The sequence below is a fragment of the Halomonas sp. MS1 genome, assembly GCF_024182575.1.
Lineage (GTDB): Bacteria > Pseudomonadota > Gammaproteobacteria > Pseudomonadales > Halomonadaceae > Vreelandella.
Window position 1 is genome coordinate 4,184,171 of record NZ_CP098926.1, and the last position, 22,788, is coordinate 4,206,958.

The following is a 22,788-nucleotide window of genomic DNA, read 5'->3' on the forward strand; positions in this document are numbered from 1 at the left end:
AGGCAAATAAGGGTAAATTTAGTAAACAGACAGCTGAGCTGGCGGACCACGAGGGGTCAGCACATCAATCGCGGCAACCAATCGACGTGGGATATGAAGAAAATAGCGGGAACCGTGCAAGACGACAGGATGGATGCGCGCTTTTTTTCGTACCCAGCGGCGCAGCGCACAGCGCTTCTTGGCGATCCATTCAGATTGGGCACGCAGCATCGCGGGCACCCAAAAACAGATGATGACGCCGCGTTCACCACTACGAAATGCATCTGAAGGATGTAAACTAGCAGGTAACAAACAGCTCACTAAGAGGCCTGCCAGCCACCAACGCGCTAGGCCGTTTCGGCGTTGCCGCCGCGGCGAAGCAGACAAAACATCTGGCGTTGATGACATGCTGTGGACTGGCTCCCGAGCGTGTTAGGCTCTATCAATTAAAAGACAATACAGAACGCTGGTCGCATCCGCGAGTGTGGCGCAGCCAGCAACGTTCCAGGAATCAAGTTAATGAGTATAAAGGTTAAGCGATCCCGCGCACAGCCCATTACCCAACTGCTGACTAAGTCGGGCAGCGCTGGACAGCTTATGCGACAGTCCCGCTTAATTGATCAGGCTCAGCGCCATTTACGCGCCCACCTTCCTGAAGCAATGCGTGAGCATATTTTCGTCGGGGGCTTTCGGGACGGACGATTGACGCTAATAAGTGGCCAAGCAAGCTGGCTAACGTGGTTACGCTATGAACAGCCGCGATTGCTAACCCTACTGCATCAGTTGCCAGGGTTTGAAAGCGTTACTGGCTTTACTTTGAAAGTGCGGCCCGTTCGGCCGATTGAAAGCCCCAAGCGCTACACGCGCATCCTCTCAGAAAACGCAGGAAAAACGCTAACTGAATGCGCTAAAGACACTGACAACCCCTCGCTTAGAAACGCCCTGGAGCGTCTTGCGGCGCATGCACCCAATCATTCAGATGACGAACATTCATAGCCATGCACTGCCAGCGCCAATACGCAAAAAAGCACCGCTTTAGCGGTGCTTTTTACTATTGCCACATGCCACTCACCCGCCCAACAAGCGTGCAATCTATGCCATTGCAGGTGCCGAGTAAGAGATAGGTGCAACCGCTTTGTCTTCTTCAAAGGTGACGATTTCATAGGCGTCGGGCTGCGCTAACAACTCTCGGCACAACCGATTGTTGAGCGCATGGCCTGATTTAACCCCCTGGAACTCACCAATCAAACTGTGGCCAAGTTGGTACAGATCACCAATAGCATCCAGCACTTTATGCTTGACGAACTCATCGTCATAGCGCAAGCCACCTTCGTTAACGATGCGGTAATCATCGACAACAATGGCATTGTCTAAGCTACCGCCAAGCGCAAGATTATTGGATCGCAAAAATTCCAGATCGCGCATAAACCCGAAGGTACGTGCACGAGAAACCTCTTTCACAAACGACGTTGTTGAAAAATCGATTAACGCGGTTTGTTTTTGTTGCTCAAATACAGGGTGATTAAAGTCGATTGAAAAGGAGACTTTAAACCCTTGATGAGGCAAAAAGACGGCTTCTTTGTCGCCATCACTGACGGCAACACGGCGCTTAATGCGGATAAATTGCTTAGGTGCATCTTGCTCTAAAATGCCCGCTGACTGAATTAAGAACACAAATGGACTGGCGCTGCCGTCCATGATAGGCACTTCAGGCGCACTTACATCGACATAGGCATTATCAATGCCCAATCCAGCAAATGCCGACATCAAATGTTCGACCGTCGCGACTTTCACACCGCGGTAAGAAAGCGCGGTGCATAATGTGGTGTCTTCCACCAATTCGGCACGAGCCGGCACGTGAACCACAGGCTCCAGGTCGGTCCGGATAAATACAATTCCGGTATTAGCTGGCGCCGGGCGCAAAGCCAAGTGGACTTTTTTGCCAGAGTGCAGACCCACTCCGGTGGCGCGAATGACGTTTTGTAATGTGCGTTGTCTGATCATGGGCAGTGGTCGAACTCTAATGACGGCGGTCACCGGCAAAAGTGCCGACAAGTACCGCTAGGGGAAAGAAAGTTAAGAAACAGTGTTCACTTTAACAGCAAACGAGCGTTTTAACCAATAAAACTCTCGTTTGCTGTTTCAATGACCCCGATAGCGTCAGTTAATCTGCCTGACGGCGTAAAAATGCGGGAATGTCCAAATAGTCATCTGCATCAGGGGCGCGACGCTTCTCGGCCCGAGGTTTTGCAGCGGGCTCAGGCGCTTCTTTACGCGCCGTTGCCTGCTGACGCATGACAGTTGGCTGTTGCAACTTGCGGTAATCTGAGGACGCTTCAGCAGCAGACCGACGCACTGGCTCACGTGAGGCAACTTTGCCTTTGTTACCATCCAGCCCAGCAGCCACCACGGTCACACGTAGCTCATCGGACATTTCCATGTCGATAGAGGTACCCACCACAATAGTTGCTTCCTGAGAAGCAAACTCTTGAACTGTAGCACCTACGTCATTGAACTCACCGATCGACAAGTCAGGGCCAGCAGTAATATTAACCAAAATACCGCGAGCACCGTGCAGATCAATGTCTTCAAGTAGCGGGCTACGAATGGCTTTTTCAGCCGCTTCGCGAGCACGATTCTCGCCAGTTGCTCCACCGGTACCCATCATCGCCATGCCCATTTCGGACATAACGGTGCGAACATCAGCAAAATCGACGTTAATAATGCCTGGGCTGGTAATCAGCTCTGCGATACCTTGAACGGCCCCCAACAACACATCGTTAGCAGCGCTGAAGGCGGTTAGCAGCGTGGCGTTCTTACCTAGCACAGAAAGCAGTTTTTCGTTGGGAATAGTGATCAACGAATCAACGTGCTCAGAAAGCTCTTTCATACCTTCTTCAGCGGCGCGCATGCGCTTCGGCCCTTCAAACGGGAAGGGGCGAGTTACCACGGCAACCGTCAAAATACCTAACTCTTTGGCAACCTGAGCAACAACAGGCGCACCGCCGGTACCTGTACCACCACCCATGCCAGCCGTGATGAATACCATATCTGCACCGGTTAATAACTCAGCGATGCGGTCACGGTCTTCCATGGCGGCTTGGCGGCCGACTTCAGGATTGGCACCGGCCCCAAGCCCCTTGGTGATTTCACCACCAAGCTGCAAGACTGTTTTTGCAGACACTCGCTTAAGCGCTTGAGCGTCGGTGTTAGCGCAGATAAACTCAACGCCTTCGATATTACTTTCGACCATGTGGTTGACCGCGTTGCCACCGCCACCGCCAACACCGACCACTTTGATGACCGCACTGCTCGAGGGTGCGTTATCTACCAATTCGAACATAAGCCCCGTCTCCTGAACCGCGCTTGCGGCCCTGTCAGAAATTTCCTTTGAACCAGCCTTTAATTCTTACCAGCGCCGATTGACCTTCCTTGATATCACGCCTGACGACTTCGTTGCGTCCTTTATGCGCAGCAACGACTTCCCCGTGGCTTTCTAGGCCTTGCCCATGTCGCGCTTCTTGCAATGCATAATGCAGTAAACCCACACCTGTTGCATAAATTGGATTGCGTACCACATCAGCCAACCCTTTGACATTTTGCGGACATGCAATACGAACAGGCATATGAAAAATCTCTTCTGCCAATTCGCTAACCCCTTCCATACGCGAGGTGCCACCAGTGAGCACAACACCAGCAGCCACCATATCTTCATAGCCACTACGGCGTAATTCGTCTCTCACCAACGTAAATAGTTCCTCGTAACGCGGCTCAACCACTTCAGCAAGTGCCTGTCGCGATAAATCACGAGCCGGACGATCTCCTACGCTGGGAACTTTAATCATTTCATCGCTTGCCGCCAGCTGTGTCAGTGCGCAAGCGTATTTAACTTTAATCTCTTCGGCATGCTGCGTTGGTGTGCGCAATGCCATTGCTATGTCATTAGTGACTTGGTCGCCCGCTATCGGTATAACGGCAGTATGGCGAATGGCACCTTCACTGAAAATGGCCATATCAGTGGTTCCCCCACCAATATCCACCATGCAAACGCCTAATTCTCGCTCGTCTTCGGTAAGCACCGCCATACTAGAAGCTAGCTGTTCAAGAATGATTGCGTCAACGTCCAGACCACATCGCCTAACACATTTCTCAATATTTTGAACGGCGTTCAATGCCGCTGTCACAAGGTGAACCTGCGCCTCTAAACGAACGCCTGACATTCCTAAAGGTTCACGGATACCACCTTGAGCATCGATTGAGAACTCTTGGGGCAATACATGTAATACACGCTGCCCTTCCGAGACCGCACGTGCGCGGGCTGAGTCAATAACGCGCTCGATATCGGATGGTGTGACTTCCCTTTCTTTAATAGCAACCACACCATCTGAGTTCATTGAACTGATATGGCTACCAGCAACGCCGACATAGACAGAATGAATATCACAACCAGCCATTAATTCCGCTTCTTCAACAGCACGCTGAATAGATTGCACTGTTGATTCGATATTAATGACCACACCGCGCTTCATGCCGCGTGATGGATGAGAGCCGATACCCGCTATCTCAATCCCGCCGTCATCGGTGGGTTGACCGACTATCGCGACGACTTTGGACGTTCCAATGTCCAGCCCGACAACCATATTGGATGCGTTGGGTGAGCCTGCCATGAGTCGGATAATCTCCTAGAAAAATTTTAAAAGAAACTTGTTAGTCGTAACTGCGCCAACATTGTTAAAACGGCGATACAAAATCACGCTGAATAACATTGACGGCTACCGTAATATCAAGCCAAATGCTGATCATGATTAAATAAAAAAGCCCATAAAAAAGCATCAGCTATAACATAGTATAGAAACAATACTGACAATACGACTAGCGCACGCCTACGATAATCGCCTTTGTGTGCGATTTAAACCCTATTCATGGCTTTTCGCTGTTGGCAACCACTTACATTTACCTACTTTTTGCACATTGTAAGTCGCTTATTACTCATCCTCTTCTGCAAAGTCACTTTCTCCGTGCCAGGCAACTGCAACCCCATTGGGGTAGCGCAAATCGATATAGCGAATATGCTCACCAACCTGAGCAAGCTCACGCTGCCACGATGCCGACAAACGAGCTAATCGGATTTCATGCTGACGTCTTCCTAACATTACCCAGGCACCATTACTTAACTGGAGCCGCCATGCACCACGGGGCTCTAGGCGTAATTGAGAAAGTGACAACGATAATCCCTGGAAATGAGGCGTTAAGCGGCGATAATAAGTAAGCACTTCTTCGCCACTTCCCGTCGGCCCAGCCAAATCAGGGAGCCCTTGAGGCACACCTAGTGGCGCAAACGCAAACGACTCACCTTTGGGGTTAAGTAGAAAATCATCGTTCCAGCGGGCCACTGGCGTTTGCTCTACCAGCTCAAATACAAGTGCATTTGGCCACTCTCTGGAAATTCTAACTTCATCCAGCCAGCCAATTTTCAATGCACGCCTACGTAGCTCACCTAAATCTGCCGAGAGCCAAGTTGCCTCTTGAACGAGTGGCGCTAGCTGAGTACGGAGGTAATCAGCACTCACATATTCCCACTCGCCACGAATAGACACACGCTCAATAGGCTTATCTAACCATAGCCATAAGGCACGCCCACCAGCACCTAGTAACAGTGCCAGCAATATGAGGCCTAACCACGCATTACGCTTCTTCATGAGCAGCTGCGTTGAACCGCAGTATTCAGTATACGCAACACCAACTGATCAAACTCTATGCCCGCATGCGCCGCCGCTTGAGGCACTAAACTATGATCCGTCATTCCTGGCACAGTATTAACTTCAATCAGCCAAAACTTGCCTATCGCATCGCGCATCACATCTACACGCCCCCAGCCTTCGCCACCTACAGCATCAAACGCTTTCTTGCATAGTTCTGCCAAGGCCTGCTCGTCACTAGATGCTAAGCCACTGGGCAGGTGATACTGAGTAGTGTTAGCAATGTATTTCGCTTCGTAATCATAAAAACCGCCTGGGACTTCGACACGAATTGCCGGCAACACGTCATTATCAAGCAGAGCAACGGTATACTCTTCACCTACAATGAACCGCTCAGCCATGACACGGGCGTCATAGTTCGCCGCCTCGTGATAGGCCGCTTCTAGTGCCTCCTGGCTTTTAACGATACTAATCCCCAGCGTGGAACCTTCGTGAACAGGCTTTACCATCATTGGTAAACCTAATTGCGACACCACCATAGACCAATCAGATGTCTCGCTGAGCATGATGCTTTGAGGGGTGGGTAACCCTACGGCTTGCCAGACTTGCTTCGTACGCTGCTTATCCATTGCTAACGCTGACGCCAGCACCCCACTGCCAGTGTAAGGCAGCCCTAAAAGCTCTAGCGCTCCCTGCAGCGTACCATCTTCGCCACCACGACCATGAAGAGCCACAAAAATAGCCGTTGGGGCAAGGCGTTCTAACCCTACCAAACCCTCTTCTTTTGGATCATAGCCAATGGCATCGACACCTTGACGCTTTAACGCGTCAAGCACAGCCGCACCGCTTTTAAGCGACACTTCGCGCTCTGCTGAAGTACCACCATAAACAACAACAACGCGTGCCAAGGGGTCATTCAATGACATTGCTGTACTCATAGCTCTACCTTATCTAGCGATAATTTGGCATGCGCGAAACGAAGCGAAATACCACCCACATCACCAGCGCCTTGAGTAATAAAAATATCCCCAGGACGCAGCAGCTTGCTTAACAGCGCAGGTAGCTCCTGCTTATGCTCAACGAACAATGGATCGACTTCTCCTCGCTGACGAATAGACCCAGCAAGGGTGCGACCCTCCGCGCCTGGAATCACAGCTTCCCCAGCGCTATAAACATCCAATAGAACGAGCGTATCCACTTGAGAAAGCACACGAACGAAATCTTCATAAAGATCGCGGGTGCGACTGTAGCGATGCGGCTGGTACAACATGACCAATCGACGTTCGGGCCAACCTGCACGAACTGCCTGGATAACCATGTCAACTTCACGGGGGTGGTGTCCGTAATCGTCTACTAACATGATATCGCCATCAGCATTGGGGGCGCTGAAGTGGCCATGCACTTGAAAGCGGCGCCCTACACCGGCAAAACTTGCCAGCCCACGAAGAATGGCATCGTCACTTACCCCAGCATCCGTTGCTACAACAATCGCCGCCATCGCGTTTAACGCATTGTGGCGACCGGGCATTGCTAGCCGAATAGCCAATGGAGCAGCTTCCCCAGGACGCACTGCGGTGAACGAGACTTCACCGCCTTGCTGAGTAAAGTCCACAATGCGGTAGTCAGCATCTTCATCGAAACCGTAGGTGACAAACTGACGTTTTACCTGGTCACGCATCGACCGAATGTTAGCGTCATCAATACACAGCACTGCCAGCCCGTAAAACGGCAAATTATGCAGAAACTCGATGAATGTGCTTTTTAAGCGCTCAAAATCCCCACCATAGGTCGCCATATGGTCTGCATCTATGTTCGTCACAATAGAGACCATTGGCTGCAGATGAAGAAACGACGCATCCGATTCATCTGCCTCAGCGACTAGATAATCACCCTCACCCAACCGAGCGTTAGCGCCAGCACTGGTAAGTTTTCCACCAATCACAAAGGTGGGATCCAATCCGCCTTCCGCCAGCAACGTTGCCGTCAAACTGGTTGTGGTCGTCTTTCCATGGGTTCCTGCGACAGCAATGCCATGGCGAAAGCGCATTAGTTCGGCCAGCATTTCAGCACGCCTAACCACGGGCACACGATGCTCATGAGCCCAACGGATTTCAGGATTTGTTGCATCAATGGCGCTGGAGACAACCACGACGTCAGCGCCTACCACATTCTCTTCAGCATGACCGATAGCAACGTTAACGCCACACTGTCGAAGGCGCTCAACAACAGTCGATGCCTTCATATCGCTACCGCTGACGCTGTAACCCTGATTTGCGAGCACTTCAGCGATTCCACACATACCTGCGCCACCGATGCCAACAAAGTGCAAACGCTTAATACGGCGCATACCAGGGCCGCTTGGACGGACACCCGAGTGCAACGCATTATTAATAGAGTCGGTCACGCAGTCTCTCCTTGTTTAATCAGCGCTAAACATCCCTTTGTAAGACGCTCAGTCGCCTCTAAGTAGGCCGCCTGGCGGGCTTTAGAAGCCATGTCTGACAAAACGCTAGGGACTAATAGCTCATCTAAATAGTGTGTTAATCGCTCGGGGGTCAGCTCAGACTGTGTGACACAAAGTGCTGCCCCGGCCTTTACTAAAACGTCAGCATTGACCCGCTGATGATCATCAACAGCAAATGGAAACGGCACTAGCAAGGCGGGCTTTGCAGCTGCGGCAAGCTCTGCCACTGTTAGCGCTCCGGCACGACAAACGACTAAATCTGCCCACTTATACGCAGCCGCCATATCGTCAATAAAGGGAGTAACATCTGCCACAATGCCATGCTCGACATAGGCGCTTGCCGTCGCCACATCTCGGTCTTTGCCCGCTTGATGGCGAACATCAGGGCGTCGCTCTGGCGGCAAGCCCGCCAGCCCGGGCGGTAAACGCTCATTCAGTGCGACCGCTCCTAGCGAACCACCAACAACTAATAACCGCAGCGGGCGAACGGCCAGTTCAGACGCACTCCTTGGATGCTCACCCAGTGCAGCAATATCTTCTCGCACCGGATTGCCAATCACTTCTGCCTTGTCACCAAAAGCCTCGGCAAACGCCGCGTAAGTGCGAGTCGCCAATTTTGAGAGCACTTTATTGGTCAGCCCAGCAATAGCATTTTGTTCATGTATCACCAATGGCACCCTGGAAAGCCACGCTGCCAGCCCACCTGGGCCACTGGCAAACCCGCCTAACCCAACCACCACATCAGGATTGAAGCGGCGAATTACCTTTCGAGCTTGCAGTACGGCTTGGGAAAGGTTCAGCGGTGCCTTCAGCCAGCCAGTTACTCCGTTGCCACGCAGACCGCTTATGTCGATGGTATGAAGCGTAATACCTGCTTCTGGTACTAGGCGATTTTCGATCCCTCTTGGGCTTCCCAGCCACTCAACGTCGACATTGTGGGCTTTGAGCGAACGTGCTAGCGAAAGCGCCGGAATAACATGACCTCCGGTACCTCCGGCCATAATTAAAATGCGTCGACGTGCGTTCGTCGTCACAAACAACTCCTTGAGTAGTTACGGTAACCGAGGTTCATGGCGTGATTTATAGGGTGTCGATACACGACGCGGACGGTGACGCGTCTCCGCATCTACGCGCAACAACAAGCCAATCATCATACCGGTTACCAATAAACTTGAACCGCCATAGCTAATCAACGGCAATGTTAGCCCTTTCGTTGGCAACAGCCCCGAGCTTACCGCCATATTAATAAATGCCTGAGCTGCGATAACGAAACCTATGCCATAGCTGACATAGGCACCAAATAAATGGCCTGCCAATTCTGCACGACGACCAATCAACATTGCCCTGGTAATGAGCAAGGTAAATAGCAGCACAACGAGAATGGCCCCCATCATGCCGAGCTCTTCTGCGATGACAGCAAAAATAAAGTCGGTGTGAGCTTCAGGCAGGTAGTGAAGTTTTTGAACACTATTACCTAAACCAGTACCGGTCACATGCCCACGACCGAAAGCAATCAGCGCCTGAGTAAGCTGATAGCCAGTGGCAAACTGATCAGCCCATGGGTCCAAAAAGCTCGTCCACCGCGCTAATCGGTAAGGCTCCATAACGACCATCATGACGGCGCCAACAGCCAATACGCCACCACTACCAAATAGTAAGGTAAGTGAAGCGCCGCTCATCATTAACATACCAATAACGCACACGGTATATACCACCATGCCGCCAAAATCGGGAGCAAGAAAAAGCAGCCCCGCCGGAACGGCAAGCACCGCTAAAGGTCGCCACATACTGAATGCCCGTTGGCGTAGGTCATAGGTAAAGCGGGACATGAAAGCCGCCATGTAAAAAATCAAACCGATTTTTCCAAGCTCGGAAACTTGCAGGCTAGGCAAGGGACCAGGTAGTGAAATCCAGCGTTTACTGCCGTTAACTTCCTGACCAACCACGAGCACCAGCACTAGCATGATGATGCTCACTAGCAAAATCAGCGCTGCGTTTTGCCGCCATGCTTCCAAAGGAACACACAGCATAAAAAAACAAGCCAATATAGCCAGAAATAGAAAAATGCCATGCTGCCGAGAGTAGTGATAGGTATTTTCAAGCAGACCTACCGATGCCGAACTTACCATCACCCAGCCTAACCCAGCTAACGCTACGGCGGCGACGATCAACCACACATCGGAGGGTAAATGCCGCGTTGTCAAAGTATCGCGGATACGCTGCACTCGACTCATAACCTCTCTCCTGAGTGATTATGCTGTTTATGCTTTTGCTCAACCCAATCCCGAAAGGCATCGCCTCTCGCCTGGTAATTGACAAACTGATCTAGGCTTGCGCAGGCGGGTGACAGCAATACACAGTCGCCGGGTTCAGCTATTTCCCAGGCCACTTCCATCGCTTGAGTTAAATCGTTGACTAGATGCACTGGAACAGCAGATGAGATAGCGGCCTCAAGACGGCGTGCGTCAGCACCAAATAGCACCGCAGTTTTAGCGCTCTCTGCCAGAGGCATCGCCAGAGGGGTAAAGTCAGCACCTTTGCCGACACCACCGGCCAATAATATTACTTTCCCTGTCAGCGATGCGCTGATGCCTTGAATGGCGGCCAGCGTAGCGCCAACGTTAGTACCTTTTGAATCATTCACCCACATAACGTCATTGATACGAGCGATGACTTCACTACGATGGGGCAGCCCCTTAAAAGCAGTTAATGCTTGGCACATCGGTGCTTTTGCAAAGCCCAACGCCTTGCCCATTGCCAATGCTGCAAGTGCATTGGCATAGTTATGCCGCCCTGCCATGCTGAGAGCTGCTGTGCTAAGCCAAGCAGTATCACCTTGGAACAGCGTTAACTCGCCGCCTTTTTCAACTACCCCCCAGTCATTACCTGCGGGTGCGAAGGCCGTGAAACGCTCTATATGATCCACAGACGACTCTGGCCAAGTGAGCGCGTCATCCGCGTTGACAATGACTGATTGTGCACCGCGAAAAATACGCTGCTTAGCGCGGCGGTAACCCATCATATCTCCGTGACGATCTAAATGATCTTCACAGAGGTTTAAAAAAGCAGCCGCTTTAGCACCCAAATGAGGCGTTGTTTCCAGCTGAAAGCTTGAGAGTTCAAGGATGTAAAGCTCGGCATCTGGGTATTCAGCTAATAAATCCAATGCAGCCGTACCCAAATTTCCCCCCACCGCAGCTTTAACACCAGCCACTCTAGCCATCTCGCCGAGTAATGTCGTAACAGTTGACTTGGCATTAGAGCCAGTAATAGCGGCGATCGGCGCATTCACCGCGCGAACAAACAAAGCAATCTCACCTACCAGTACGGGCTCCCCCGTTGCTGGATTATAACGCTCTAGCAAGCCATCAAGCCCTGGCGAATGAGGATCGACACCAGGGCTGACCACCACTTCGTAGGCATCGGTAAAATCAAGCGCCGTTAACGGACCACAATAAACCTCAACATTGGGGTTTTCGTTCTGAAAAGCGTGTAGCCCCGGAGGTTCAGCTCGCGTATCTGCCACCATAAATGGCACGCCTTGACGCGCCAAATGCCGACAAATAGCTTGCCCAGAAATTCCCAGGCCAATAACAACGGTGATTCCATTTGCGACTCGCACGATGACCGGCTCCTTTGTGCATCACGCTAATAGTGGCAACACTGCCGCTATTACTTTGCTAATCATCGAACTTTAAGCGTAGCCAACCCTAACAGCACCAGTACGACGGTAATAATCCAGAAACGCACAATTACCCGCGGCTCTGGCCAACCTTTCAACTCGTAGTGGTGATGCAACGGCGCCATACGGAAAATACGCCGACCGGTAAGCTTATAAGAGCCAACTTGAAGAATCACCGAGACCGTTTCAAGTACAAAGATACCGCCCATAATAAACAGCACAATTTCTTGGCGCACAATAACGGCGACAACGCCTAGTGCGGCACCTAGCGCCAGCGCCCCTACATCGCCCATAAACACTTGAGCGGGATAAGTGTTGAACCATAAGAAGCCCAGGCCCGCACCAGCAATAGTGGCACAGAAAACAGCCAATTCGCCGGTCCCATGAATAAAAGGAATATGTAAATAGTTGGCAAACACAGCATTCCCGCTTGCATAGGCAAATACGGACAAGCCCATCGCCACCAGCACAGTGGGCATGATCGCCAGGCCATCAAGGCCATCCGTGAGATTGACTGCGTTAGAGCTGCCAACGATCACAAAATAGGTCAACACGATATAGAACACGCCAAGCGGCAACGCGACATCTTTAAACATCGGGATCAATAAGCTAGTTTCAGCCGGTGTCGCGGCCGTGAGATAAAGCACCAATGCAGCGCCAATACCCACCACCGACTGCCAGAAATACTTCCAACGAGCGGGTAATCCACGCGGGTTCTTTTCAACAACCTTGCGATAATCGTCGACCCAGCCAATAGCCCCGAAGCCTAATGTGACCAGCAGCACCACCCAAACATAATGATTGGTTAAATCGCCCCAGACCAGCGTGCTGATAGCAATAGCCAACAATATCATTGCCCCACCCATCGTGGGCGTACCTGCTTTAGACAAATGAGATTGAGGGCCATCATCACGAATTGCTTGGCCAATCTGGCCTTCCACTAACCGGCGTATAACCCAGGGCCCAAGCCACAGGCATAGCATGAGGGCCGTTAACGCTGCGAGAATGACACGTAAGGTTAAATAGTTAAAAACTTGGAAAGTAGACTGATATTGGGCTAGAAAATTCGCCAGGTGAAGTAACATGAACGGCGCTTACCTTGTTTCATCCGCACGTAGCGCAGCAATGACATTTTCCATGCCTGCACTACGCGATCCTTTCACCAACAGTGTGGTGTTAGGCGGCAGAGTATTAATAACATGACGCACTAGCGTCTCGTGGTCGTCAAAATGCAGCCCGCGACCGAAGGCTTCACTTGCTGAACGGGCGGCATCACCAAAAGTCAGTAATGTATCGATACCCAGTGACGCAGCGTAATGACCGATCTCAGCATGTAGGGCATGAGACTCATTGCCCAGCTCCCCCATTGCGCCAAGCGCGCACCAGCGCGGTGAAGGAAAGTTCGCTAACGCATCCAACGCCGCTTTCACAGCACCAGGATTTGCGTTGTACGTGTCGTCTAACAACGTCGTATTGCGCACGCCGGGCACGATGCTTAACCTACCAGACAATGAGGACAATTCGCATAGCCCCGTCACTACTTGCTCTGGCGTAACGCCTAATGCGAGAGCCGCCGTAGCAGCCGCCAACGCATTACTCACATTATGCTTACCAATCAAGGGCAGCTGTACGTCGCCCAGTATTTGGCCACGTTCAACAAGCGTAAAAGCATACCGCCCCAAAGAGTCACACGAAAGTGCGGACGCGTGAACGTCCGCATCGCCATGTAAGCCGTAGCTTACAACTTTCTTGCTTCCCGCACAGGCTGACCAAAATTCAAAGTAGTCGTCATCGCGGTTTAGCACCGCAATACCATCTTCCGCTAGCCCGGCTAATATTTCGCTTTTGGCTTGGGCAATTTGCCCCATACCGCCAAACTCTCCGACATGCGCGCCTGTTACATTGGTAATGATGGCGACATTAGGGGAGGTCAACTGGCTGGTCCAGGCAATTTCGCCCAAATGATTAGCCCCTAGCTCAATCACACCTGCCTGATGGTGCGTTGCTAAACGCAGCAACGTCAGCGGCGCACCAATATCATTGTTTAAGTTGCCCTCGGTAGCAAGCACACCGCCTAATGGAGAAAGTAGCGCAGCCGTCATCTCTTTAACGGTTGTTTTACCGCTGTTGCCGGTGACAGCCACCAGCGGCAGCTCACAATGCTCACGCCAAGCCCGGGCCAGCAGGCCAAGGCCCAAACGCGTGTCTGCGCATACCAGTTGAGGAAGCAAACTGCTTACCGGGCGCTCAACCAGAGCAGCTGCAGCGCCTTTCTCAAGCGCCTGCTCAATAAAATCATGGCCATCAAAACGCGGCCCCTTCAAAGCCACAAACAGACAGCCCGGCACAATATGACGCGTATCGGTAATGACCGCCGTCACCGACAACTGGCATAAAGCTTGCGGGACAGAAAGTTTTAGCGCTGAAGCAATACTAGCTAACGACCAGTTCATCACATGGCAGCCCTAAGTTTGAAGGCTTTTATCACTTGTTCGCTATCTTGGTAGTCATGACGCACGTTACCGATGTGCTGATAGGCCTCATGCCCTTTTCCGGCCACCAAGATAACGTCCTGGGGATCAGCCTGCTGAACCGCATGACAAATCGCCTGACTACGATCACCTATTTCCGTAAAGGCAGCCGCAGCAGAAAAACCCGACATAATTTGTTGGCGAATTTGCTCGGCAGACTCCGTACGCGGATTATCGTCAGTAACGATCACGTGGTCAGCTCGCTGCTCCGCTACAGCAGCCATTTCTGCTCGCTTTCCCGTATCACGCTCACCACCACAACCGAACAGGCACCACAGCTTTCCGGTGCTCCCTAAATGCTCTTTCAGCGCTTCGAGAGCATTAGCTAATGCATCCGGCGTGTGGGCATAGTCGATAACAACGCTGGGCGCATTAACCTCGCGGTATAACGCCATACGCCCAGGCACTGGGCCCAACTCAGTTGCCGACTCAAACAACTGCTCTAAAGGCTCGCCCAATCCATAAAGCGCACTAATGGCTAACAGCACATTGTCTAGATTAAACCGCCCCATCAAACCAAGATTAAGCGTTTTTTCACCTTCTGGCGTAGCAACAAGAGCCTGCTGACCATGTTCATGGGGATGCCAACCAATCACGCGCAGCGTCACTGCTTCATCGTCGCCTACTGCCAAAACACGCACACGGCTATCACAACCTGCCAACATTAGCCGCGCAAGAGGATCATTTGCATTGACGACCGCAAGCACAAGCTCAGAACGCCGGAACAACTTTGCTTTTGCAGCGGCATAAGCCGCCATACTGCCATGGTAATCAAGGTGATCTCGCGTCAGGTTGGTGAATACGCCTGCGGCGACGTTCACTGCGTCTAAACGGCGTTGCTCAAGGGCATGTGAAGAAGCTTCAAGCGCCACACGCTTCACTCCCTGGTTAGCCAAATCAGCCAAGGTTTCTTGCATTGCCAATGAGCCAGGCGTAGTAAGGCCTGTGTCGACCAATTGGCCGAGGCGACCAACACCTAATGTCCCAATCACCCCAGCAGGCTTGCCAAGCAGTTCACTTAACGCTGCTATATAATGGGTAACAGAGCTTTTCCCATTGGTGCCCGTCACCCCAATCACCTGAAGGTCTTTAGGAACAGAAAACAGTGTGCGACCTAGCTCGCCAAGTCGCATAGACAGATGCGGCAAATAAAGTATTTGCCCGTCCAGTGAAACACCACCTTCTCTTGTATGCGCCAAAACGAGTGACGCACCTGCCGCCACTGCTTGATCAACAAACTCATAACCATCACGCTGACTACCAGGGACAGCCACAAATACATCACCCATCGCTAACTTACGTGTATCCGTCACTAAGCGAAGCTGCTCTGGCAATTTAGGCAGCTCCTTAGGTAACACGGCGTTGGGCCAAACCTGCTTTAGCGCTATCCATAGACTTTCTGGGGACAACCTCATGCAATCTCCTTTGCTACTCGACCTCATGATCGGGTGGCACGTCCAGCAAACGTAGGGCATTACCTGTCACGCTAGAGAACACCGGAGCAGCCACTGCGCCACCATAAAATTGGCCAGCGCGGGGGTGGTCAATCATAACGACGGTAACAATACGCGGGTCGGAAATAGGCGCAATCCCCGCAAAAACACTGCGGTAAGCATCGGTGGTATAACCTTGCTGCCCTATTTTGCGCACCGTGCCTGTTTTCCCCCCCACACGATAGCCTTCAACCTGCGCTCGGCGCCCGCCGGTATAGGCGGCGACCGACGTTTCTAAAATATTCAGCAAATCATTAGCCACTGTGGGCGATATAGCAGGACTCCCCTGGGGAGGCTCAGAAAGCCTCAACAGCGAGGGCGGTAAACGCACGCCATCATTGGCGAGCGCTGTGAAAGCACTGGCCAATTGAACGGCTGAAACAGAAAGACCGTAGCCATAGGAGAGCGTCGCTCGTTCACTTCGAGACCAGCGAACTGGCGCTGGCAAACTGCCTGTCGCCTCACCAGGAAAGCCGGTTCCTGGTGCTTGCCCAAGACCTAGCTGATTGTATTTTTCCCAAATGGCCGTATCACTTAGCTGCAGTGCTAAACGAGACATACCAACGTTTGAAGATTTTTGTAGAATCCCCGCTAAATCTAAATCGCCATAATTACGGAAGTCTCGGATAGTGAACTGATCCAGGCGCATCCAGCCAGGCGAGGTGTCAACGACAGCATCGCGATCTACAACACCACTTTCCAGTATTGCAGCCATCGCCAAAGGCTTCATAACAGACCCAGGTTCAAACACATCAACCAGTGCCTGGTTGCGCAAACCTCGCGGATCTAACCCAGCGCGGTTATTTGGGTTGTAAGAAGGCAAGTTAGCCATCGCTAACACTTCCCCTGTGCGCGCATCGAGCATTACCAACACCCCACCGTCTGCCTCATGCTCAGCGACAGCAGCACGCAACTCACGGTAGGCCATATATTGAATACGCTGATCAATCGACAGCGTTAACTCACCACCAGGTTGCGCTTCACGAATAACACCCAGCTCACGAACTAACCGACCGCGTCGATCCTTTAAGACTCGGCGTTGTCCAGGATGCCCCGCCAAATAGGGCTGATAAGAGAGCTCCAGTCCCTCTTGACCCACATCATCCACATTGGTAACACCCAGCAACTGCGCCGCCACTTCACCGGCTGGATAATAACGTTTGTATTCACGCTGCTGATAAACACCAGGCGTACGTAAATCCAATATACGTTGGGCCGCATCTGGCGTCATTTGACGACGAAGGTACATAAACTCTCGACTGCTATATCGAGAGACACGGGATTCAAAGTCATCGAGCGACATGCCTAAAGCTTGCGCCAGCATTACTCGCTGAATGGCATCGGTAGGTAGCTCTTGAGGATTCGCCCAAAGTGTCACAACAGGCGTAGAAACAGCCAGAGGCTCACCATTACGATCAGTGATCATACCGCGGTGTGCGGGTATTGCCTCATGGCGCAGCGTACGGGCATCACCCTGGCTCTGTAAAAACGGGCGATCAATTACCTGAAGCAGCGTAATCCTGCCGACTAAAATGGCCGACGCCACCATTACAACAATGAGAATAAATAAAAAGCGTCCGCCAGCTAATGGCGGAGCAATAGGCATTTGACGGGATATCCCTCCCCGACTTTCGCGCTTCATGGTCGAATCACCTCGACATCATTCACATCGGGAATGCGCATTTCAAGCCGTTCCGTAGCAATTTGCTCTACACGGGCCGGAGTAGACCACGCCCCCTCTTCCAATAGCAGCTGCCCCCACTCGGTTTGCAGCTGATTTTTTTCCTGCTCTAACTGCTGTAGCTGCGCATACTGCACTCGCGTCATATGCGTGGTGGCAACCACTAAACCACCGGTAACGACACACGCTAAGAACAGCGCAACAAGGATAACCGGCCAAGCTCGAAAACGTAGCTTGAAAGGCCATTCGGTGCGCAGCGTTGACGCCCAACGCTCTATCCGATCCATGCTCATGATCACACTCGTTTACGGGCGGCTCGCATGACGGCACTGCGCGCCCGGGGGTTAGCGTCTACCTCTTCGTCACTTGGGCGTATTCCTTTACCCAAGGCTTCAAGACGGCGATTTAGCTGATCATCGCGAATCGGCACGCCCCGTGGCAAGTGCGTATCACCCCGCACATGATGACGAATGAAGCGTTTTACACGACGATCTTCAAGCGAGTGGAAGCTAATCACAACCAGATGCCCCCCAGGAGCCAACACTTCCAATGCCCCCTCAAGCGCTGCATCCAGTTGATCGAGCTCACCATTTAAATAAATACGCAGCCCCTGAAACGCTTTGGTCGCTGGGTGACGGCCCTTTTCCCAAGCGGGGTGAGCCTCTTTTAATACCTCGGCCAAGTCAACAGTGTGCGTAAAAGGTTTTTCCACACGTCGCGTAACAACAGCACGCGCCAAGCGCTTTGCGTAACGCTCTTCACCATAGGTTTTAAACACATTGGCAATATCACTTTCGCTAGCCCGGGCTAAAAACGCGGCTGCACTCTCTCCTTGGGTAGGGTCCATACGCATATCAAGAGGACCGTTGCGCATAAAGCTAAAGCCACGCTCTGGATCATCTAACTGCGGGGAAGAAACACCAATATCTAGCAATACCCCTGAAAGCTTTCCGTAAACCCCTTGCTCTTGTGCATATTCAACTAACCGAGCGAACTCTCGCTGCGTTATGTCGAAACGAGGATCATCGATATCTTTAGCGGCTGCTATTGCTTGAGGGTCACGATCCATGGCCATTAAACGACCTTGTTCGCTCAAGCGCGAAAGAATAACGCGGGAGTGCCCGCCTCGCCCAAACGTGCCGTCTAAATAAATACCATCGGGATTATGAACAAGTGTATCTACCGCCCCTTCTAGTAAGACGCTGGTGTGGCGAAAATGGGAAGTAACCTGGTCAGCGTCAGGAGAAGGCATGTTAATCTCACACAGTGTTAAGAAAGGTGCGAACGGCGCACCTTTTATGGAAATGGGGAGTCGGCCGATAAGCCGGGTTCTGTCGTGGACAGTCATTCCTCTAGGCGCTGCGTCACCACAGCGCTCAAGCAACCTACCCGGATCCAGCGCGGGCCACGCCATTGGATCCCTATTTGGTCTTGCTCCGAGTGGGGTTTACCTTGCCACGCACTGTTGCCAGGCGCGCGGTGCGCTCTTACCGCACCCTTTCACCCTTACCAGCCTCGAAAGGCTTAGGCGGTCTACTCTCTGCTGCACTTTCCGTCGGCTTACGCCGCCCAGGCGTTACCTGGCACTCTGCCCTATGGAGCCCGGACTTTCCTCCCCCAACACACTTTTACAAGTGTATTAGCGGCGACTGTCTGGCCAACTCCGGCGGCAAGCATACCAGCGCCCCGCCGTCGCCTCAATGCCCACCTTTCAATGCTTGCAATCTTGCGTACCATTCCTGCTTTCGGCCGCCTAGCATTTTTGCAGCAACGGCTGCCCCCTGCTTGACGCCAACACCCTCTGCTAGCATTGCTTTAAGCAGCTCATCAGCAGTAATAGATTGCTCATCGCTTTGAACAGCGGGCGGCGCCCCAGCAATCATTACGACAAACTCTCCACGACCTTGGTTAGGGTCTTGCCTAAGCTGATCAAGCAATGAGGAAGGCGAACCCTGCAAAAAAGTCTCATACGTTTTGGTTAATTCTCGCGCCAGAACAACCGCTCGCTCAGGCATTTGCTCACATAACGATTCGAGCGTGTGCTCAATACGGTGAGGTGACTCGTAAAAAACCAACGTTTCCTCTCGAGACTGCCATTTTTCAAGCGCTTGCCGTCGCGCACTTGGCTTGGACGGCAAAAACCCACCAAATGTAAACCTATCAGTCGGCAATCCAGCCGCTGACAGCGCACTGACTAGTGCACAAGGCCCAGGAAGCGGCACCACCTGCCTACCCCGCAATCGCAACTCTCTTACCAACACGAACCCCGGATCACATATAAGCGGCGTCCCCGCATCACTAATTAGGGCAACATTTTCCCCCGCCATTAAGTAACTATCCAGCGTATCGACTCGCCGTGCTTCATTATGCTCATGCAGTGAGAGCATCGGCTTATTAATGCCCAAATGCGCTAACAAGCGACCGCTGTGGCGTGTATCCTCCGCAGCAATACGTGATACCTCCGCTAATACCCGAGCAGCCCGTGGCGATAAGTCTTCCAAATTCCCAATTGGTGTTGCAACCACGTACAATATACCCGGATGCTGGTGTGTCATCGTGACTCCCGATTTGTTAATAGCCTGCACTGACGGTGCGCCATGCTTGTGCAATGATAAATTTATCCGCTCATCGAGCGACGGCAGCGCAAATGGAAACTAAGGAAGGATACATGAAACAGTCAATACGTGGATTACTAGCCACTGCCTTCATGGCGCTTCTGATTACAGGGTGCGCTATGCAATCCCCAAGCGTGGTTGACCGCGTCCCTGATCAGGATGCTAGCCGATTACTTAGTCAAGCAGAGCAGCAAGCGCCTGAACAAGCTGCCAAGACGCGACTGGAAGCGGCTAATATCCTCGCCAGACAAGGACAACGCGAAAATGCTTTTGACGCAGCCGATGCGGTTGATGAAAACATGCTTTCAGAATCGGATCGGGTGCGCTGGGCAATGCTTTTCTCTGAACTTGCTCGCGGCATGGACGATCCCCGCGCAGTCCTCCGCGCGACCCAGGTGCTTGACGACGAACTGCCTATGCAAGCAAACCAGCAAGAAACCCTTGCAGAACGGCAGCAGTGGGCACGTCAAGCCTTGGATCAAACTGAATATACGAAAGTATCCATACCTGAATTAGAGGGTGTCGAAATACGCCGCATAGCAGTGGCATTACCAGAATCTGGCCCACTAAGTAGTGTGGCTAACGCTATCGCTTCTGCCATGCGCCGTCATCACGATTTGCGCGGAGATAATGTACAACTTAATTTCATCAATGCGTCTCAATATTCACTAGATGAAATTTACCAACGTGCACAGCAAATGAACGCTCAACTTTTGATTGGTCCAATTGACAAAGGCCAAGTCACCCAACTTGAGCAGCGCGATAGTGTACCACTACCGACGCTGGCTCTGAACTATGGCAACAGCGCAAGCAATCAAGCACCTCAACTGCTTCAGTATGGTTTATCTGCTGAAGATGAAGCTCGTCAAGCAGCTCGCCGAGCCTTTCAGGACGGCCATCGTCAAATGTCTATCATGGTGCCCGACAATGCCTGGGGACGGCGCGTCGGTGAAGCTTTCTGGAATGAGTGGCAAAGCCAGGGCGGCGAAATCACCAATGCCGTCCGCTATAACCCTAGCAGCGCCGTAGCTAACGCCGTCAAAACAGCCCTCAATGTCAGCGGCGATCGCGCCCGTCTAGGGAACATTGATGCACTATTCTTACTGGCACTCCCCGAATACGCACGCCAAGTGCCGCCCACCATGGACTACTACTACGCCCCCAACCTGCCTATTTATGCCACCTCGCACCTGCATGAAGGGCGCCTACAGACACGCTTAGATCAAGACCTAAATGATGTAATGTTTATCGATATTCCCTGGCAAATCCCTGACGCAGCGGTTGGCGGGGAAGAGGCGCTGCCCTTTTATTCGACGTACGCAGAGCTTCGCAACGAGTCAGACCCTTCAATGTTTCGCCTAATGGCAATGGGCGTGGATGCTTACGAACTTGGCATCCGCCTATCAGACTTATCAGCCCTTGACGGCATGAATGGAAGCACTGGTACGCTTCGCCTATCAGGTGATGGCAGGGTTTCTCGAGAATTACCGTGGGCGAAATTCCAAAATGGCGTGCCTTCGCCCATTTTGATTCCTGGCCTACTGAACGATGACCAATAGTTATCAGAATCCCAATACTCCGCAAACAGCGCGGACACGGGGCGCAGCCATTGAGCAACTAGCCGCTCAATGGCTGCAGCAACATGGCTTAACGCTTGTCACTAGCAATCATCACGTTAAAGGCGGTGAGCTTGATCTTGTGATGAAAGACCAGGACATCCTGGTCTTTATCGAGGTCAAACATCGCACCACTACTCGTTACGGCCACCCCTTAGAGACCGTCACTGCACAGAAGCGCCACCGCTTAATACGAGCAGCCAAGCTCTATATCGCTCGGCATGCTGTTTCAAGTCCGTGTCGCTTTGATATCCTAGCGATCACAGGCACGCCTCCCGCGCTTGAATTCCAGTGGGAAAAAGCGGCTTTTGATGCTTACTGATACTTTTACCTAGGAAGCCCTAATGGACTTTCAATCACGCATACTTAATCACTTTAACGCCAGCATAGACACGAAGACATATGCCAGCGAAGTGCTGCCGCCTTTTATCGAAGTCGCCAGCCAAATGATGGTTCAGTGCTTAGTTAACGAAGGTAAAGTTCTCGCCTGCGGCAATGGCGGCAGCGCAGGCGATAGCCAGCACTTTTCGTCCGAGCTATTGAATCGCTTTGAACGTGAGCGCCCCAGCCTACCCGCACTAGCACTGACAACCGACACTTCAACGCTGACCTCGATCGCCAACGACTACAGTTATAATGAAGTGTTTTCCAAGCAGATCAGGGCGCTAGGCCAGCCCGGTGATGTCTTATTAGCCATTTCCACCAGCGGCAACTCAGCCAATATCGTTCAAGCTATCCAAGCGGCCCATGACCGCGACATGACGGTAGTCGCGCTAACGGGCAGAGATGGCGGCGATATGGCGTCATTACTAGGCCAGGATGACTGTGAGATTCGCGTTCCAGCAACATCTACTGCACGCATTCAAGAGGTTCACCTACTCGTCATCCACTGCTTATGTGATTTAATTGACGAGCAGCTCTTTGGCGGAGTCGACTAAATAGTCAGCACCAAACAAATTAAACTGAGCAGATTAAACTGCACAGACACAATCAAACGGGTAGATTAATACCTACTGACTTTACATTTT

General features: G+C 52.0%; 21 protein-coding genes and 1 other RNA gene. 4 read left to right on the forward strand and 18 right to left on the reverse strand.

Translation table 11 applies throughout. From position 1 onward, the window contains the following. Positions 1–18: 18 nt before the first annotated feature. Positions 19–387 carry a hypothetical protein gene (locus NF683_RS19395; RefSeq protein ID WP_193061311.1) on the reverse strand — a complete coding sequence of 123 codons (369 nt, stop codon included), beginning with the start codon at positions 385–387 and terminating at the stop codon, positions 19–21. Between the two features lie 111 nt (positions 388–498). Here NF683_RS19395 and NF683_RS19400 point away from each other — a divergent pair, with 111 nt between their 5' ends. Continuing rightward, positions 499–975 carry a DUF721 domain-containing protein gene (locus NF683_RS19400; RefSeq protein ID WP_253920761.1) on the forward strand — a complete coding sequence of 159 codons (477 nt, stop codon included), beginning with the start codon at positions 499–501 and terminating at the stop codon, positions 973–975. A 96-nt stretch (positions 976–1,071) separates the two neighbouring features. On the opposite strand, the gene lpxC is transcribed toward NF683_RS19400, so the two are convergent. From lpxC to rsmI, 17 genes are all read right to left on the reverse strand, one after another. Then, complete coding sequence (gene lpxC, locus NF683_RS19405) at positions 1,072–1,983, reverse strand: UDP-3-O-acyl-N-acetylglucosamine deacetylase (protein ID WP_089037732.1); 912 nt, start codon at positions 1,981–1,983, stop codon at positions 1,072–1,074. A 160-nt stretch (positions 1,984–2,143) separates the two neighbouring features. Next, positions 2,144–3,322 (reverse strand): cell division protein FtsZ, encoded by a 1,179-nt coding sequence (ftsZ, locus tag NF683_RS19410; protein ID WP_089037731.1) that lies wholly within the window; start codon positions 3,320–3,322, stop codon positions 2,144–2,146. A 34-nt stretch (positions 3,323–3,356) separates the two neighbouring features. Further along, positions 3,357–4,646, reverse strand: coding sequence for a cell division protein FtsA (ftsA, locus tag NF683_RS19415; RefSeq protein WP_089037730.1), 1,290 nt, complete (start codon positions 4,644–4,646; stop codon positions 3,357–3,359). A gap of 318 nt (positions 4,647–4,964) precedes the next feature. Then, positions 4,965–5,678 carry a cell division protein FtsQ/DivIB gene (locus NF683_RS19420; RefSeq protein ID WP_089037729.1) on the reverse strand — a complete coding sequence of 238 codons (714 nt, stop codon included), beginning with the start codon at positions 5,676–5,678 and terminating at the stop codon, positions 4,965–4,967. Next, positions 5,675–6,616, reverse strand: a complete 942-nt coding sequence (locus NF683_RS19425) for a D-alanine--D-alanine ligase (RefSeq protein WP_193061309.1) — start codon at positions 6,614–6,616, stop codon at positions 5,675–5,677. The genes NF683_RS19420 and NF683_RS19425 overlap by 4 nt, the downstream gene beginning before the upstream one ends. Then, positions 6,613–8,025 (reverse strand): UDP-N-acetylmuramate--L-alanine ligase, encoded by a 1,413-nt coding sequence (murC, locus tag NF683_RS19430; protein ID WP_193061386.1) that lies wholly within the window; start codon positions 8,023–8,025, stop codon positions 6,613–6,615. The genes NF683_RS19425 and murC overlap by 4 nt, the downstream gene beginning before the upstream one ends. A gap of 53 nt (positions 8,026–8,078) precedes the next feature. Further along, positions 8,079–9,176 (reverse strand): undecaprenyldiphospho-muramoylpentapeptide beta-N-acetylglucosaminyltransferase, encoded by a 1,098-nt coding sequence (gene murG, locus NF683_RS19435; RefSeq protein WP_253920762.1) that lies wholly within the window; start codon positions 9,174–9,176, stop codon positions 8,079–8,081. Positions 9,177–9,194: 18 nt separating this feature from the next. Continuing rightward, positions 9,195–10,376 (reverse strand): putative lipid II flippase FtsW, encoded by a 1,182-nt coding sequence (ftsW, locus tag NF683_RS19440; RefSeq protein WP_089037726.1) that lies wholly within the window; start codon positions 10,374–10,376, stop codon positions 9,195–9,197. Further along, the gene (gene murD, locus NF683_RS19445; RefSeq protein ID WP_089037725.1) at positions 10,373–11,767 is read right to left on the reverse strand and encodes a UDP-N-acetylmuramoyl-L-alanine--D-glutamate ligase; all 1,395 of its coding nucleotides are present in this window, start codon (positions 11,765–11,767) and stop codon (positions 10,373–10,375) included. The genes ftsW and murD overlap by 4 nt, the downstream gene beginning before the upstream one ends. Positions 11,768–11,826: 59 nt before the next feature. Next, positions 11,827–12,909 (reverse strand): phospho-N-acetylmuramoyl-pentapeptide-transferase, encoded by a 1,083-nt coding sequence (gene mraY / locus NF683_RS19450; protein ID WP_089037724.1) that lies wholly within the window; start codon positions 12,907–12,909, stop codon positions 11,827–11,829. 9 nt (positions 12,910–12,918) lie between these two features. Further along, positions 12,919–14,277 (reverse strand): UDP-N-acetylmuramoyl-tripeptide--D-alanyl-D-alanine ligase, encoded by a 1,359-nt coding sequence (locus NF683_RS19455; protein WP_089037723.1) that lies wholly within the window; start codon positions 14,275–14,277, stop codon positions 12,919–12,921. Continuing rightward, a complete protein-coding gene (locus tag NF683_RS19460) occupies positions 14,277–15,770 on the reverse strand; it encodes a UDP-N-acetylmuramoyl-L-alanyl-D-glutamate--2,6-diaminopimelate ligase (RefSeq protein WP_089037722.1) in 1,494 nt (497 codons plus the stop codon). Before NF683_RS19460 ends, NF683_RS19455 begins: the two co-directional genes overlap by 1 nt. Before the next feature lie 13 nt (positions 15,771–15,783). Beyond that, the gene (locus tag NF683_RS19465) at positions 15,784–17,490 is read right to left on the reverse strand and encodes a peptidoglycan D,D-transpeptidase FtsI family protein (protein ID WP_089037721.1); all 1,707 of its coding nucleotides are present in this window, start codon (positions 17,488–17,490) and stop codon (positions 15,784–15,786) included. Then, positions 17,487–17,822: a cell division protein FtsL gene (gene ftsL, locus NF683_RS19470; protein WP_089037720.1), complete on the reverse strand. Its 336-nt coding sequence runs from the start codon at positions 17,820–17,822 to the stop codon at positions 17,487–17,489. Before ftsL ends, NF683_RS19465 begins: the two co-directional genes overlap by 4 nt. Positions 17,823–17,824: 2 nt before the next feature. Continuing rightward, positions 17,825–18,781 carry a 16S rRNA (cytosine(1402)-N(4))-methyltransferase RsmH gene (rsmH, locus tag NF683_RS19475; protein WP_089037719.1) on the reverse strand — a complete coding sequence of 319 codons (957 nt, stop codon included), beginning with the start codon at positions 18,779–18,781 and terminating at the stop codon, positions 17,825–17,827. 52 nt (positions 18,782–18,833) lie between these two features. Continuing rightward, positions 18,834–19,194: RNase P RNA component class A (gene rnpB, locus NF683_RS19480), an RNA gene on the reverse strand. A 32-nt stretch (positions 19,195–19,226) separates the two neighbouring features. Then, positions 19,227–20,084 (reverse strand): 16S rRNA (cytidine(1402)-2'-O)-methyltransferase, encoded by an 858-nt coding sequence (gene rsmI / locus NF683_RS19485; RefSeq protein ID WP_089037718.1) that lies wholly within the window; start codon positions 20,082–20,084, stop codon positions 19,227–19,229. A gap of 113 nt (positions 20,085–20,197) precedes the next feature. On the opposite strand from rsmI, the gene NF683_RS19490 reads away from it, so the two are divergent. The 3 genes from NF683_RS19490 to NF683_RS19500 are packed head-to-tail and all read left to right on the forward strand — an operon-like array spanning position 20,198 to position 22,698. Further along, entirely contained in the window at positions 20,198–21,703 is a 1,506-nt protein-coding gene (locus tag NF683_RS19490; protein WP_089037717.1) for a penicillin-binding protein activator, read from the forward strand. After that, entirely contained in the window at positions 21,693–22,082 is a 390-nt protein-coding gene (locus NF683_RS19495; protein ID WP_089037716.1) for a YraN family protein, read from the forward strand. The genes NF683_RS19490 and NF683_RS19495 overlap by 11 nt, the downstream gene beginning before the upstream one ends. A 22-nt stretch (positions 22,083–22,104) precedes the next feature. Beyond that, complete coding sequence (locus NF683_RS19500) at positions 22,105–22,698, forward strand: phosphoheptose isomerase (protein WP_038485436.1); 594 nt, start codon at positions 22,105–22,107, stop codon at positions 22,696–22,698. The last annotated feature ends 90 nt before the right edge of the window (positions 22,699–22,788 follow it).

Bases quoted from the DNA above. Each gene is read 5' to 3' on its own strand.
- rsmH (WP_089037719.1), bottom strand. From the start codon at position 18,781: ATGCCTTCTCCTGACGCTGACCAGGTTACTTCCCATTTTCGCCACACC.
- ftsW (WP_089037726.1), bottom strand. From the start codon at position 10,376: ATGAGTCGAGTGCAGCGTATCCGCGATACTTTGACAACGCGGCATTTA.
- NF683_RS19400 (WP_253920761.1), top strand. From the start codon at position 499: ATGAGTATAAAGGTTAAGCGATCCCGCGCACAGCCCATTACCCAACTG.
- NF683_RS19490 (WP_089037717.1), top strand. From the start codon at position 20,198: ATGAAACAGTCAATACGTGGATTACTAGCCACTGCCTTCATGGCGCTT.
- ftsZ (WP_089037731.1), bottom strand. From the start codon at position 3,322: ATGTTCGAATTGGTAGATAACGCACCCTCGAGCAGTGCGGTCATCAAA.
- NF683_RS19500 (WP_038485436.1), top strand. From the start codon at position 22,105: ATGGACTTTCAATCACGCATACTTAATCACTTTAACGCCAGCATAGAC.
- NF683_RS19460 (WP_089037722.1), bottom strand. From the start codon at position 15,770: ATGAGGTTGTCCCCAGAAAGTCTATGGATAGCGCTAAAGCAGGTTTGG.
- NF683_RS19420 (WP_089037729.1), bottom strand. From the start codon at position 5,678: ATGAAGAAGCGTAATGCGTGGTTAGGCCTCATATTGCTGGCACTGTTA.
- NF683_RS19395 (WP_193061311.1), bottom strand. From the start codon at position 387: ATGTCATCAACGCCAGATGTTTTGTCTGCTTCGCCGCGGCGGCAACGC.
- murC (WP_193061386.1), bottom strand. From the start codon at position 8,025: ATGCGCCGTATTAAGCGTTTGCACTTTGTTGGCATCGGTGGCGCAGGT.
- NF683_RS19495 (WP_089037716.1), top strand. From the start codon at position 21,693: ATGACCAATAGTTATCAGAATCCCAATACTCCGCAAACAGCGCGGACA.
- lpxC (WP_089037732.1), bottom strand. From the start codon at position 1,983: ATGATCAGACAACGCACATTACAAAACGTCATTCGCGCCACCGGAGTG.
- NF683_RS19425 (WP_193061309.1), bottom strand. From the start codon at position 6,616: ATGAGTACAGCAATGTCATTGAATGACCCCTTGGCACGCGTTGTTGTT.
- ftsL (WP_089037720.1), bottom strand. From the start codon at position 17,822: ATGAGCATGGATCGGATAGAGCGTTGGGCGTCAACGCTGCGCACCGAA.
- mraY (WP_089037724.1), bottom strand. From the start codon at position 12,909: ATGTTACTTCACCTGGCGAATTTTCTAGCCCAATATCAGTCTACTTTC.
- NF683_RS19465 (WP_089037721.1), bottom strand. From the start codon at position 17,490: ATGAAGCGCGAAAGTCGGGGAGGGATATCCCGTCAAATGCCTATTGCT.
- ftsA (WP_089037730.1), bottom strand. From the start codon at position 4,646: ATGGCAGGCTCACCCAACGCATCCAATATGGTTGTCGGGCTGGACATT.
- NF683_RS19455 (WP_089037723.1), bottom strand. From the start codon at position 14,277: ATGAACTGGTCGTTAGCTAGTATTGCTTCAGCGCTAAAACTTTCTGTC.
- rsmI (WP_089037718.1), bottom strand. From the start codon at position 20,084: ATGACACACCAGCATCCGGGTATATTGTACGTGGTTGCAACACCAATT.